Raw genomic sequence first — 13197 nt, 5'->3', positions numbered from 1 at the left:
CAGGCGCTTTATTGCGAATAGAGCGGGGTCGGGAATACGGGGGCAACATCAAAGAATGGTCGCTGTGTGTTCTGCGTGGCCTGAAATAAGAGCGAAAGGGTCTCTAAGTCCCAGAACTCAGCTGGTGCAAGCGGGAACCTGTCACCAGCATTAGCGCCGCCCGGCTGCTCTTGGGTTGATAGCTGATACACCTTCTTATGCTCAGCGGGTGCCAATTGCCCGCCGACGTACTCCCCGTTGAAGTCGAGGATGACGAAACGGCTCTTCCCGGCGATGTTCGCCAGCTTCTGCTCAAACAGGACAGTGTAGAGCTTGGTAAGAGTGTTTGACTTCCCGCTGCCCGTGTTCCCGAAGATGCCGATGTGGCTGTTGAACAGCCTCTTCCAAGGCAGGCCAACCGCAATCTCCTCCTTGAGCATCTGCCCGATCTTGAAGCGGCTGTCGGCTCTCCGTTCAAAAATGGACCTGATGCGGTCTTCAGGGAGCAGGTACGCCGCGTCCTGAATCATGGGCAGGAACTTGATGCCCTGCGTGAAGCCGCTCCGGTCAAAGAATCCGATGGGCCTCGCCTCCACTTTGCGTATGAAGGTGGCTTTGCCGTCGGCTGTGTCTACACGGCTCTCGTCCAGGTACTCGCCCTCCACCATGCAGATGATGTCGCGGAAGCCTCGTTGGATCGACAGATACTCCCGGATCGAGACGCCTTTGTACTTGTTGCCACCATAGAACAACGTTTCCTTGCTGGATTGTTCTTCGATCTTCAGGACGACCTTAGTCCCCTGGACGGCAATGACTTCGCCTACTCGGATGCTCATCCGGCCAAACCCTCGTTGTCGTCCATGGCAACCGCCACTACTGGAGCTGCAGGCCCTGCGGGAGGCGGTGCAGCCGCCACGGGCGCTGAAACCACCGCCTCTTTCCAGACCAACACCTTCTCATTGAAGGCCGTGAAGTCCATGTTTTCGCCGTCAAGGGCCAAGCATTTGACATTGCGGTGTCCTTTGAATTTCTCTTCCATGGACGCTCGGTCTGACGGGCTGTAGCAGCAGATGAAAACTTGGAGCCCCGGATTTGACAGGGAACGCATCACGAGGTTGAGGATGTGCTCGTCGGCGAAGGAGAAGCCGAAAGTGATGAGCACAGCATTTTGCTTCTCCAGCTCGTAGCTGAGCAGGCGCAGCATCTGATAGTAGTGCTCCTCGTACACCGTCTCATGGAACTTCCATTTCGTCGGATTGACGATGGGCATGCGTTGGTACTTCTCCCAGAACGAATTCAGCCTATCGTCGTTGATGCCGATGGCCGGCAGTTGGGCAAGCTCCGCGTCTGAGTTGTTCAACGCGGCCGAGAACGGCTGCAGCAAGGCGGCTGTGTCCGCACTGAGCAGGTCTTCATGGTCGGCTGTGTCGTAGCTGACCTGGATGATCGAGCCAGCCTTGCGCCAATACACGGACCCATGAAGATGGATGAGGTTGACTTGGGGAATGCTGCTTTGGTAGCGCCCGAAAACGCCGGCTTGACATAGATATGACCCAAAGTTTCGGGCCTGCAGGACACGCATGGTGAAGCCACGCGTGCCATCGTTCAAGACGAAGTCGGTGCGTCCCTCCTTGATGAGCTCATCAGCCACAAGCGGGAAGCAGCCGTCGTAGTTTGTGGTGAAAAGGTTGCAGCGTCGGTCAAGCTGCTTGCGGCGGCTCATCATCTCCAACGCCGTTGTCAGGAAAGTCCGGTAGTTCTTGATCGTCTTGGCGCCCGCGTCGGTAGCCCTGGCTGCGTCGAGAGTTAGGCGCTCCGCCGGACGGATGCACGACGTGTAGTAGTGCATGAACAGCGGCACGAGGCGCCGACGGTCGTCATCCTCTTGCTCGAAGTTGGTGGCCAGTTCTTCGAGCGAATACCGTCCATCACCTACGCCCGTTCGCATCTGAAGCTGAAGCGTAGGCAGCAGGCCAGTCGAAGCTCCTGATCCGAACAGGAAGTTGATGTCCTTGTCGTAGATGTCGTCGATTGAAATCACGAACCGCTCCCTTGGATCTTTTTTTGAAACGTGAATCGTCTCAGCAGGCGGGGCAAATTGATACTGGAATCTATCGCAATCCACGTTCCAAGCGCTCCGCGTGCAGCAGCAGTCGCTCAAGACCTCAACTCGCGTTGCCGGCGGGCTCCGTCTGAGCAATCATGACATGCGCACAATTAACGGCGGTGAGTAAGAGCCGTCATCGAGGACCGACTGCTTCAAGATATAAGAACAAGATTAGGGAGCTTATCTAATGCAGGGCGCCAGATTGACACCTAAGGCGAACAGAATGGCCATGGACTTCCAGAACTGCACATTATGAAGCCGCAAGGGCGACCTCCGTCGCGTTCCCCAAAGAAGGAAAGCATGTCTCTATCAAAAACTAAGGCGCGGTTGGTCCGTTTGCTTGGACAGGACGAGAACAGCGTGATCGCTCTGTCGGGCAAGTGGGGCACTGGCAAGACGCACCTGTGGAGTGAGGTCAAGGATGTATCGGACGACGAGAAAATCAAGAACGCCCTCTACGTGTCGCTGTTCGGCCTCTCGAGCATCGACCAGGTCAAGCGCAAGCTTATCGAGTCGGCCATTCCCGGCGTCGAATCGCACGGTGGCGTGTTTGATGGCATCAAGAGCCTCTTTAACGCAGGCGTGACCGCCGCCTCACAGCACTACAAGGCGATGGCCGCCCTCAAGGACCTCAACGTGTTGTTAATGGCGCCGGTGGTGCTCCGAGACAAGCTAATAGTCATCGACGACATCGAGAGCAAGCACGCAAAGCTTGGTATCGACGAGGTCTTGGGCTTCATCGACGACTACTCCAAGCAGTTTCGCGTGAGGTTCGTCTTAGTGCTAAATGACGACCAGCTATCCACTGACGGCGACCAAGCGAAGCTGTGGGCAACGTTCCGCGAAAAGGTTATCGACGAGGAAGTCAGGCTGTCGACCTCCCCGGAGGAGGCGTTCTCGATCGCCCTCAAGCTGACGCCATCGAAATACGCGCAGGCGCTGGGACAGGCGATTACGGTCTGCGGACTCACCAACATCCGCATAGTGGGCAAGGTGATGAAGACAGCCAACCAGATCTTGATCAGTCGCGATTTGGACCAAGCGATCCAGTCGCGAGTGGTGCCGTCGATCGTCCTGTTTTCTGCGATCCACTACCGTGGCATCCAAGATGGGCCCGACTTCCAATTCGCACTGAACGTGGGGAACCCGGACTGGGTGGATTTCGGCCGGGACAAGAACGCAGAGCCCACCGAGCAGGAGAAGCGCGAGGAACGTTGGCGCTTACTCATGCAAGAACTTGGCGTCTACGGCTGCGGCGAGTTCGAGAAGGTGCTCGTTGATTTTTTGGAATCTGGGCTATTCGACGCGGACAGAGTACAGGCCATCATCGACCGATTCGTCCCCGAGACGCAGGCGTTGCAAGCCACGCAGGCGGCGCGCGACTTTTTGAAGCGGGCGTTCTGGGACCATCGTGTGAGCGATGCCGATCTGCTGGCGGAGGCCTCCCAGTTTCCTGCATGTGCCGAATTTCTGGATCCATACGTCACGACCCAACTCTTCGACACACTCTCTGAGCTCACCGATGGACAGGCACTTGGCCAAGCGATCGTCGACGCGTGGATAGCCGCCTTCGAGGCAGGGGATCACCACGATGTCGAGGACGACAACCCATTCAATAACCCGATCCATCCCGACATCAAGGCGGCGTTGGATGCCGCCAAGGCGCGCGCCCAAGCGAGCGCGACAGTGGTCGATGCATGCATCGACATCATCGATAACAGCGGGTGGGGCACGCTACAAGAGGTGGCCTTGAAGCGGGCTACGGCCGCGGATTTCGATGCCGCAATACGAGGCATGGACATAGACACGCTGCGTCGATTCATGCGGCGGATGATCGAAATGCGCCTTAAAAGGGCGACCTACGATGCTCACTTCGGCACGGCGACCCAGCACTTTGTTGACGCCTGCCGCGCGATTTCGAACGACCCGAACTCCCCTCGGCTCGCAGCGTTGATTAAGAAGCTCTTCGCCAGGACCGCCTTGGCGGTGGAACTCACCCCGCCACCAGCCGCACAAGCTGAACCTGTCTTGAAAGCTAACTAGCTGAAATCTCAACCAGGCGGCTTGCGCTTGTTGGGCTTGTTGAGCCTACCTTGCATGTAGCCCGCGACTCTATCCACCACCCAAATGGTGGTCATCCCCCAAACACTAGCACCGATGGCCACCACCGCCAGGTTGCCATCAGACTGGTTGTACGTGGATGGGAATGTTCGCTCCTGGCATATCTGCGACTGGTGCCGGCCGACGCAAAGTGGGATTCTTGCCGAAGGCAATTGCCTTAGGTTGGTGCCAAGTGAGTGGCTATGACTGAAACTTTCACCCCGGATATAGTCATCGCAAACGGAACAAAAAGTGGAGGACAGATGACACTCAGTGACTTCTGGAACGGGACAAAGCACCGGGTCCGAGCCGAAGGACTAGAACAAGAGCTGAAGGCTTCGCAGTCGTCTGCCGACGAACTTCGAAAGCGCTGCGAGGTGCTGGAGGGCCAACTGCAGCAAAGTGGCCTCCTGAGGCTGGATGAAATCAAAGGCTTAGTCAAAATGGAGGAAGACCGGCTTGCACAGACCAAGGTCCAAGTGGCAACGGCCCAAGCTGAAGTGAACGCCGCCTTTCGCAATTTGAAGGACATCCAGAAGGCAATCCTGGTTGCAGAGGACACGGTGGAGCTCGAATCGTTCGCGCTGTACGTGCCCAAGTATCAATTCACCAACAGCACCGACTACAAGGGCCGCTTGGATGCAATCCGTGAGGAGCAGAAAGAGTCGGCCCGAAGATTAAGCAAAGAAGTCGAAAGTTGGGGCCACGCGGGGGTCACGCTGACAAAGACAGAGTGGAAACAGTTGCGCAAGGATGTCTTAAAGCTCTCGCTGCGCGCATTCAACAGCGAGTGCGAGAACTGCATCGACAATGTCAAGTTCAACAACTTCGACCGCATGGAAGAACGTATCCGCCGGTCTTTCGACGCCTGCAACAAATTGCTCAAGCGGACAGAGTGCTGGTGGACGGAAGTGGTCCTTCAGCGCAAGTTGGTAGAGCTGCACTTAGCTCACGAATTCCAAGTGAAGCGCGCCGAGGAGAAAGAGATGGCGCGCCAGGCTCGCGAGGACCAGCGTGAGCAGGAAAAGCTGGAGCGCGAAATCCGTGAGGTGCGTGCCAAAATCGACAAGGAGCGTCGGCACTTTGCCAGTGCAATTCAGAAGTTACAACTTCGGTTGGCAAGCACCCAGAACGAGCAAGAGCGTGAAGGCCTGCAGGCACGCCTCACCGAAGTGGTGGAGCAAAACCGGGCGCTTGATGAAGAAGAGCGACTCCTGGATTACCGCGAGCAGAACGCTCGAGCCGGCTATGTATACGTGATCTCGAACATTGGCGCGTTCGGCGAAGGGGTCTACAAGATTGGAATGACAAGACGTCTGGAGCCCATGGATCGAGTCGACGAACTAGGTGATGCCTCTGTGCCATTTCGATTCGACGTGCACGCCCTGGTGTTCTCCGATAACGCACCGGCGCTCGAGGCAAAGTTGCACGCGCACTTTGCAGTAGGACGCATGAACAAGGTCAACGGGCGCAAAGAGTTCTTCCGCGCCGACCTCAAAGAGATCGAAGGGGTGATCCGGGCTAACTACGACGCAGTGGTCGAAGTGGTGCATGCGGCGGCGGCAGAGCAGTACCGCGAGAGCCTTCGGATGGTCATGCCGGCGGAGTCCATCCAAGCGGCGGAACTGGCTGTGGCAGCAGGCGCCGGGGCTGATCTTTTGGTTGCCAGCGGAGTCGATGATTCTGGGCGCGATATCTTCGAAGACAAAGCGTCTTGCGCGCAGTGAGCTGGTGAAACTTCTGACCACTGCGTTGATTGACCGCTCGTTGGCAACGAGCGTGAATACGTCTGTCGGCATCGACAGTCGACTCACGCTGCAAAGCCGACACCTGCAGGCAACAGATGAGCGTCACAAAATGAGTAGATATCAGACCAGGCGCTGGACGACTGGCCAAGCCGGTTGACCAGTCCTGAGGAAATGCTCCGCGTCACATTGCGTTCCAGCCCCGTGTTCACGGAACTGCGCATACTGGCAGATCCTCGGCTCACGGTCGCGGAAACTTCCGGCGCAACTCCAGCATGGTTCCGATCACGGAAAGCCCGTAGTTGTCACTGCGCATAACGGGGTGGTCCTGGTTGAGCGGCATCAGCTCGAAAACCTCCTCGCCGCTGTCATCGTGGCCGAGCAGCCGGTACTTGCGAAACAGGGTTTCATTCTTTCCGGAGTTGGCGGCCACATAGTCGCCGGGCTGCGGTGTGACGGCAGGGTCGATCAGCACCCGGTCACCTTCGCGGAACTCGGGGCACATGGAATCGCCATCGAGTTGAAGGAAGAAGGCGCCCTGTGAGGGGCTGTCGTCTCCGAACTCCACGAGGCGAATCCTCCGGCGGCGGGACGGTCCCGTGAAGCTCAGAGGATAGGCGCGCCCCACGGCCGAGACCGCGCCATCTGCGGAAACATCAACGTCCAAAAGCAGGTCTACGTTCAGGATTCTTCCGACCACGGAAAGCCACATCTTGTCCATGCGGCCAGTCTTGAACCAGCCATTGACGCCTTGGGGAGTGCACTTGACGCCGAGTTCCTTCTCGCACAATTCGGCGAGGCGCTTCTTGGTTTTCTTGCCATCCGCAGGCTGCCACCGGGCAAACGCTGCCCCCAATCTGACCCGCATCAGCTCCGCTGTTTTCTCAAGCATTGCTGGATTCTGCTTTTGACAATTGATACAAACCAATACTTGATTTAATAAAGCATTGCTGTATTAATTTAAGAAATCTACCAATTCATCAGCCATCGCGATTGGCCGCAACTTTGGAATCCATGCACATCACCCACCACTTCACCCCCGGCCTGCGCTTCGCCGCACGCTGGAAGTACGCCGCCCGCGCGCCATCGGGCCGGGCCTGTTGGTCGCGGCTGCCGCTGGGGCAGCCGGATGCGGGCACGGCCGATCCGCATGGCGCCTGGTGGTGTGTGCGGCGCTGCGCTGCCGTGCTGCGGCGGGAGGTGTGGCAGTCGGTGAATCTGCCGCCAGGCATGCCCTTGCGGCCGGGGCCGGAAGATGTGGCGCTGGCTCTGCACGCGCTGATGCCGCGTTGGCAGGTGCAGCTCAGCGCAGGGGCCGGGCACAGTCCGCTGCAGTCCTGCACCCGGGCGCTGCTGGCGGGCGGCGGGGCCGTGCTGCAACTGCAGTCAGAGGCGCTGAACCGGCGCCCGCAGAGCACGTTCTGGGCCTGGGTGATTGGTGTGGAGATGCATCAGAGAATGCTGCCCGCGCCGGTGAAGCCATGGCCCTCATGCCGTGCGCCCCGCCCTGCCGCGCTGCTGACCATTCCCTTTGGCTGGAGCATGCCCTGGGCCTGCAGCTATGCGGCGCGGGTGCAGGTGAACCGCGACGGGCATTGCGATGTGGATGGCATTGACGGGCAGTGGCGCGAGTGCCGCTGCCTGGCCGCAATCACGTTGTCGCCCGCGCAGCGCGGCAATGCAGGGCCATTGACGGGGCACGCACCGTGTTGAAGTCCACCAAGACAAGGTCCCACATGGATGAGACCACGCACCTCACCCACCGCTTCACCCGAGGGCTTCGCTTTGACGGACTGTGGACCTACTCGGCGCTCACGCCTTCAGGCCGAGCCTATTGGGCACGGCTGCCGGCAACCCGGGCAGGCGGCATGGCTGCAGCAGATCCACAGCGGGCCTGGTGGTGCGTGCGCCAGTGCGTTGCAGTGCTCAATCGCAGGCCCTGGCGTTCCGCGCATCTGCCCTCGGGCCTGCCTGCGCAGCCGGAATGTGGCGATGTGGCGCTGGCCCTGGGCGCAATGCTTGCGGACTGGAACGTGAAGGTGTTGGATGAGCCCTCGACACAGGCGCCGCTGCTGCGCAGCACCGATGCGCTGCTTGCCGGTGGCTGCTCTTTGCTGCAACTGCAGACCGAGGATTCGAGCGATGGCGTGCAAGCCGTTTTCTGGGCCTGGGTGATCGGCGTGGAAATGCACGAGAGATTCCAGCGTGCCAAGCGCATTTCAGCCTTCGACATGCCCGGGCGTCCTGGCGCGCTGCTGATCTGGCCCTTCGGCTCGCCCCTGGCATGGAATCACGCCTTGAGGGTGACGGTGGATGGCGAGGGGCTGTGTGATGTGGATGGCCTGGATGCGCGCGCAAGCCGATACCGCTGCACGGCGGCCATCACGCTGGAGCCACTGAGCAACGACATTGCCGTCAACGGCAGCTTCTCCTGACCGGCTTTTTCTGACCGGCTTTCCTGACCCGAAGAAATGCAGAACTCCAATCTCACGCCAGAGCAGTACGAGCGGGAAATTCCGCTGGAGCCAGGTAGTCCCGGTCAACGCCTCATCAGCGGCCTGCTCTTCGATGGTCACTGGCAATACAGAAGGCGTGCGGAAGCCGGCAAGACCAGCTGGACACAGCTGCCGATGGCCTCCGACCTTGCTGGCCCAGCCGACCCTTATGGCACCTGGTGGTGCGTTCGCCGGTGCGCCGTGGTTCTGGAGCAGCAGCACTGGTTGTTCCTGCGGCTGCCGGTTCACCTGCCCCCGCTTCCCGGCGTGGAGGAGCTGGCGCAGATCCTTGATGTGCTGCTGCCCGATTGGGACGTGCAGGCACCTGCTGAATGCGCCCGGACGCCCTTGCTGTGCGCCCAGGCCGTCGAGCAGGGAGGCAGTGCCTTGCTGATGCTGGAGTCACCGGAATGCGAAGGGCCCAAGCCGGGCATTTTCTGGGCCTGGGTGGTGGGGTACGAGCCGGAGCTGCCGTTGTCGTGCACCGACGATTGCGTTGCGTCCGACACATTGCCGTCACCGGGTACGCAGGCCATGGCGCCTCCCAAGGCTTTGCTTGCCCTGCCCTTTGGCTCGACCCTGCCCTGGTCCAGCGGGTACGCCACCCGGATCCAGGTGCAAGCCGACGGGACCTGCCTCCTGCATGATGCGGGCGGCCCGTGGCACCCATGCCAGTGGCTTGGCACGGTCACGCTTGCAGCCAGGCCCGCACCGGCCTGACGCTGGTGGATCTGCAGCCGCAATGCACATGCCCAGGTCTCCCATTCGTACCTTCATGCCCGGCCTGCGCTTCGATACGCAATGGCGCTACGAGGTGGGTACACAGACGCGCAAGACGCGCTGGGCCACACTGCCCACGGTTCCCGATGCCCAGTGCCTGCCCGATCCGCTGGGCGCCTGGTGGTGTGCACGGCGATGCGCTGCCGTGCTGCGGCAACGGGCATGGCTGCAGGTGCAATTGCCGCTGCAGTTGACGCCGCAGCCCGGCCCGCAAGAGCTGGCGCAGGTTCTGGCTTTGCTGCTGCCCGGCTGGAAAGCGCAGCTTGAGAATTTCCCCGCCCTCGCTCCGCTGCGTTGTGCCCAAGCCATGCAGCGGGGCGGCAGCGCCATGCTGCTGCTGGAAATGCCAGGCCACAGGTTTCGCCACCCGGCGCTCTTCTGGACCTGGGTGATCGGCATGGAGCGATCACCGCTGCGCCTGCGTTCTGCAAAAAATCTCACGCGTCTCGAACCCCATCCACCAGCGCAGCCGCTGCCCGAAACCTTGCTGGCCATGCCCGCCCGCCGGTCAAGGCCCGGCGCCAACCGCCACGTCATCCGCATCCAGATGGACGCCGCCGGGCGCTGCATCTCGGATGACGCCGCCTGGCCATTGGATGGATGCAGGTGGCTGGCGTGCATCACGCTGGAGCAGTTGGGCGTGGGTTGAGCTGTGGCCGCGGCAGCCAGGCGCCCTGCGCAGCACGCCTCAGGTGGGCGTATCCACGTCATCCCAGTCATTGCCTTCGAAGCGCACCAGCCAGTTCAGCGCATGGTGGCGTTCCATGAGCACGTCGGCGCTCAGCCCGGCTGGCGCGGGCTGCTGTTGCACCTGGGCCTGGCGCACGATCCAGTGCAGGCGGTAGTGCTGGTCCAGTGCGTCGAGGATTTCGCTGTCGGGCCGCATGCGTGCGGCATGCAGGGCGCCTTGCAGGTCACCCGCCTGCAGCAGGGTGCGCGAGGTGAGCGGCACGTCGCAGATGGCGTCAGGGAAAGGCAGCACATCGACCAGGCCCAGCGCCCATTCCAGCAAATACGCGGCTTCGTAGCGCCAGCCGAACTTGGCGATGGCCTCTTCGGAGGGCTGGGCAGTGGCCATGAATTCGCGCTCGTTGGGGGTGAGCGCAGCCTGGGCGGCCGGCAGGCGCTGGAACAGCTCGTCGGGCGTGAGCGGTTCGCCACTGTTCAGTGCTTCGTTCAGTGCGTCGTTCAGTGATTCGGCGCGCACGGCCACGGCCAGCAGGGCGAAGGCGCGGGCGGCGATCTCGTCGGGTGCGCGCATGCGCAGTTCGGGCTCGGAGATCAGCGGTGGCAGGCTGGCCGCTGGCGTGAAGCCGCGCTGCGCCAGCGCCTGCTCACTGCGCTGCTTGCGCTGCCAGGCCTGCTGCGGATAGGGCAGCGCAGCCTGGTCATCAGGCTCGGCGCCGTTGGCATCCAGCAGGATGCGGCCTTGCGGATCGCGGATGCTACCGTCCGTCAGAAAGGCGATGGCGTTGGCGCGCTGCGCCCAGCCGGCAAAGGCATCGAGCTGGTCCGGCGCAATGCCCAGGCTCAGGTGCTGCTGCACACGCTGGATGTGGCGCATGGCGTGGTAGCGGTTGCGCGTCATCTGCCCATCGCCGCGCCCCAGCACATAGCCGACAAAGCCGGAAAGATGGGGCGCCAGCTCAGGGTCCGCAAGATCGCGGCGCCCGGCCAGCGTGTGCGGAAAGTCAAGCGCGGGAAGGTCCCAGACGGTGCAGTAGGCGTTGATGAGTACTTCGTCTTCTGCGGCATCCGACTGGGGTTCGTGCGGCTGGTGCTGGGTATGCTGGCGTTCCTGTTGGCGAGCGGGCTCGGGGGCGGGCTTGCTGAATGCGGTCTTGAGGCGGATGAGGAGATTTTTCATGTTCACGGGATTGGTTCCGGACTTGGTTCCGGGGTTGGTTCCGGGATTGGGAGCGGCAGAAAGCGCCCTGCCTCTTGGCGACGGTACGGCCTGCAGGCGGCGGGTGACTCAGCCCTGCAGCTCCAGCACCGCCATCCGGTCATACAGCGTGGCCCGCGAGATGCCCAGCTGGCGCGCCGTGGCCAGCTTGTTGCCGCTGTTGGCGGCCAGGGTGGCGGTGATGGCCTTGCGCTCCAGCTCGGCCACCTGCTGGGCCAGGGGGCGAAGCAGGTCGGTGTCGGCGGGGCTGTTGTGGGCAGGGGACGGGGCGGGTGCAGTCTCGGGGCCGGGCGCGGGGGCGGCGGGTTCCACGCCGGATGAGCGCAGCACTTCGCGCAGTTGCTCTGCGTTGATGGCGGTGTCTTCGCTGCGCATGGCGGCCTGCTCCAGCACGTTGCGCAGCTCACGGATGTTGCCGCGCCAGGTCTGGCCGGCCAGCAGGGCCAGGGCGTCGGGCAGCAGTTCTGGCGGGGGCATGTCGTTGCGCAGGGCCAGTTCTTCGGAGAGGACTTCGACCAGGGCCGGGATGTCGCGCCTGCGTTCGCGCAGCGGCGGCACGCGGATGGGCAGCACGTGCAGGCGGTAGAAGAGGTCTTCCCTGAAGCGGCCGTCGCGCACCATCTGCGGCAAGTCGCGCGAGGTGGCGGCCACCACGCGCACGTCAAAGCGCACGAGCTGGTTGGAGCCCAGCGGTTCGATCTCGCCCTCCTGCAGCGCGCGCAGCAGCTTGGCCTGCAGGTTCAGGGGCATGTCGCCGATTTCGTCGAGGAACAGCGTGCCGCCGTCGGCCAACCTGAACTTGCCGTCGCGCGGCTTGCGGTCTGCGCCGGTGTAGGCGCCAGGGGCAACGCCGAAGAATTCGGCCTCCAGCAAGGCGTCCGGCACGGCGGCGATGTTGACGGTGACGAAGGGGCCGCCGGTGCGGGCCGATGCCGCGTGGATGGCATGGGCCAGCAGTTCCTTGCCGGTGCCGGTCTCGCCCAGCAGCAGCACGGGGCTGAGCGACTGGGCCGCGCGGCGCGCCTGGCGTTTGACCTCCACGGCGGCCGGGCTGCTGCCGACAAAGCTGGCAAAGCTGTACTTGGCGCGACGCTCGCCCTGCACGGCCACGCGCAGGCTGCGGTTGCGCTGGGCGGCCAGCTCGCGCCGGGCCTCGTCCAGGTCGCGCTGCAGAACGGCGAACTTGCTGATGAGGGGCTGCAGCGTGGTCTCCGGCTGATCGAAGAGCACGATGCCGATGGCACCGATGACCGCGCCCGCATCGTCCTTGAGCGGGATGCGGCTGACCACGAAGGTGCCGGCGCGGTTGGTGAGCAGGTCGATGAGTACGGGCTCGCCGGTTTCCAGCACCCGGCGCATGCGGGTGTTGGGGATGACGTCCTCGACCATGTGGCCCAGGAAGTCGTCCACCGAGGCCACGCCCAGGTCGGGCAGGAAGCGCTGGTACCCCTCGTTGACCCAGACGATGCGCCCTGCCCTGTCGGCCAGGAACATGCCCTGGCTCATGGTGGAGAACAGCTGGAACATGGAGCGCGCTGCCAGCGCGAGGATGCCGTCGGCATCGAGCGGCAGGGGCTGGACCAGGGTGGGTGTGGGCGGCATGGATGGCATCCTAGCCGAGTCGCCTTGGGTCCCCTTGAGATCCCTTTTTGCAGCCTGCGGGTCTGCCGCGCTCAGCCCTGCGCGATGGCGACCTGGGCGCAGATGGCGCGGCACATCTGCGCCGCCTGCGCGTTGGCGATGAAGTAGTAGATGCTGACGCCTTCGCGACGCCGGCCCAGCACGCCGGCCTGGTACAGCGTGTTCAGGTGCTGGGACATGTTGGGCTGCGTGGTGGTGATGTCGGCGAGCAGTTCGGTCACGTTCTTCTCGCCATGGCACAACACGCTGATGATCTTCAGGCGCACGGGCGCCGCCATGGCACGGAACAGCTCCGCAGCGCTCTCGAACACGCTGTCGTCGCTCAGGTCCATGCTGTCATTGCGGCTGTCCATAGGCGTCTGTCATCCTGGTAATGGCGGGTGGGCGGGTTGGCGGGGCCGCCATATACCCCCCCCCACCGGGGAGTTTTTTTGACCCCGCGGG

Annotated in this window: 12 protein-coding genes; 6 read left to right on the top strand and 6 right to left on the bottom strand. The window is 62.3% G+C overall.

Annotation, left to right across the window (positions count from 1 at the left end; genetic code table 11):
- Positions 1-8 precede the first annotated feature (8 nt).
- Positions 9-815, bottom strand: a complete 807-nt coding sequence (locus IAE24_RS29545) for a helicase HerA domain-containing protein (protein WP_233626432.1) — start codon at positions 813-815, stop codon at positions 9-11.
- Entirely contained in the window at positions 812-2020 is a 1209-nt protein-coding gene (locus tag IAE24_RS29540; RefSeq protein WP_199962514.1) for an SIR2 family protein, read from the bottom strand. The genes IAE24_RS29545 and IAE24_RS29540 overlap by 4 nt, the downstream gene beginning before the upstream one ends.
- A 366-nt stretch (positions 2021-2386) precedes the next feature.
- On the opposite strand from IAE24_RS29540, the gene IAE24_RS29535 reads away from it, so the two are divergent.
- Both IAE24_RS29535 and IAE24_RS29530 read left to right on the top strand, forming a co-directional pair.
- Positions 2387-4129, top strand: coding sequence for an NTPase KAP (locus IAE24_RS29535; protein WP_199962513.1), 1743 nt, complete (start codon positions 2387-2389; stop codon positions 4127-4129).
- Between the two features lie 260 nt (positions 4130-4389).
- Entirely contained in the window at positions 4390-5913 is a 1524-nt protein-coding gene (locus IAE24_RS29530; protein WP_199962512.1) for a DUF4041 domain-containing protein, read from the top strand.
- 259 nt (positions 5914-6172) lie between these two features.
- Here the strand turns inward: IAE24_RS29530 and IAE24_RS29525 are convergent, their stop codons facing one another.
- Positions 6173-6823: a S24 family peptidase gene (locus tag IAE24_RS29525; RefSeq protein ID WP_233626431.1), complete on the bottom strand. Its 651-nt coding sequence runs from the start codon at positions 6821-6823 to the stop codon at positions 6173-6175.
- A 122-nt stretch (positions 6824-6945) separates the two neighbouring features.
- On the opposite strand from IAE24_RS29525, the gene IAE24_RS29520 reads away from it, so the two are divergent.
- The 4 genes from IAE24_RS29520 to IAE24_RS29505 are packed head-to-tail and all read left to right on the top strand — an operon-like array spanning position 6946 to position 9855.
- Positions 6946-7644, top strand: a complete 699-nt coding sequence (locus tag IAE24_RS29520; protein WP_199962511.1) for a hypothetical protein — start codon at positions 6946-6948, stop codon at positions 7642-7644.
- Positions 7645-7667: 23 nt separating this feature from the next.
- The gene (locus tag IAE24_RS29515) at positions 7668-8366 is read left to right on the top strand and encodes a hypothetical protein (RefSeq protein WP_199962510.1); all 699 of its coding nucleotides are present in this window, start codon (positions 7668-7670) and stop codon (positions 8364-8366) included.
- A gap of 36 nt (positions 8367-8402) precedes the next feature.
- Positions 8403-9146 (top strand): hypothetical protein, encoded by a 744-nt coding sequence (locus tag IAE24_RS29510; protein ID WP_199962509.1) that lies wholly within the window; start codon positions 8403-8405, stop codon positions 9144-9146.
- A 28-nt stretch (positions 9147-9174) separates the two neighbouring features.
- Complete coding sequence (locus IAE24_RS29505) at positions 9175-9855, top strand: hypothetical protein (protein ID WP_233626430.1); 681 nt, start codon at positions 9175-9177, stop codon at positions 9853-9855.
- A gap of 39 nt (positions 9856-9894) precedes the next feature.
- Here the strand turns inward: IAE24_RS29505 and IAE24_RS29500 are convergent, their stop codons facing one another.
- The 3 genes from IAE24_RS29500 to IAE24_RS29490 all read right to left on the bottom strand — a co-directional run bounded on the left by IAE24_RS29500 (position 9895) and on the right by IAE24_RS29490 (position 13106).
- Positions 9895-11073 carry a DUF4272 domain-containing protein gene (locus IAE24_RS29500; protein ID WP_199962508.1) on the bottom strand — a complete coding sequence of 393 codons (1179 nt, stop codon included), beginning with the start codon at positions 11071-11073 and terminating at the stop codon, positions 9895-9897.
- A 108-nt stretch (positions 11074-11181) separates the two neighbouring features.
- On the bottom strand, positions 11182-12714 hold the full coding sequence (locus tag IAE24_RS29495) for a sigma-54 interaction domain-containing protein (RefSeq protein WP_071954838.1): 1533 nt from the start codon (positions 12712-12714) through the stop codon (positions 11182-11184).
- Positions 12715-12785: 71 nt separating this feature from the next.
- Positions 12786-13106 (bottom strand): ArsR/SmtB family transcription factor, encoded by a 321-nt coding sequence (locus IAE24_RS29490; protein ID WP_013803351.1) that lies wholly within the window; start codon positions 13104-13106, stop codon positions 12786-12788.
- Positions 13107-13197: the final 91 nt, after the last annotated feature.

This window comes from Delftia sp. S65 (genome assembly GCF_016516495.1).
In the GTDB taxonomy this organism is placed as follows: Bacteria; Pseudomonadota; Gammaproteobacteria; order Burkholderiales; family Burkholderiaceae_C; genus Comamonas; species Comamonas acidovorans.
This window is presented reverse-complemented; position numbering and strand designations above follow the sequence as displayed.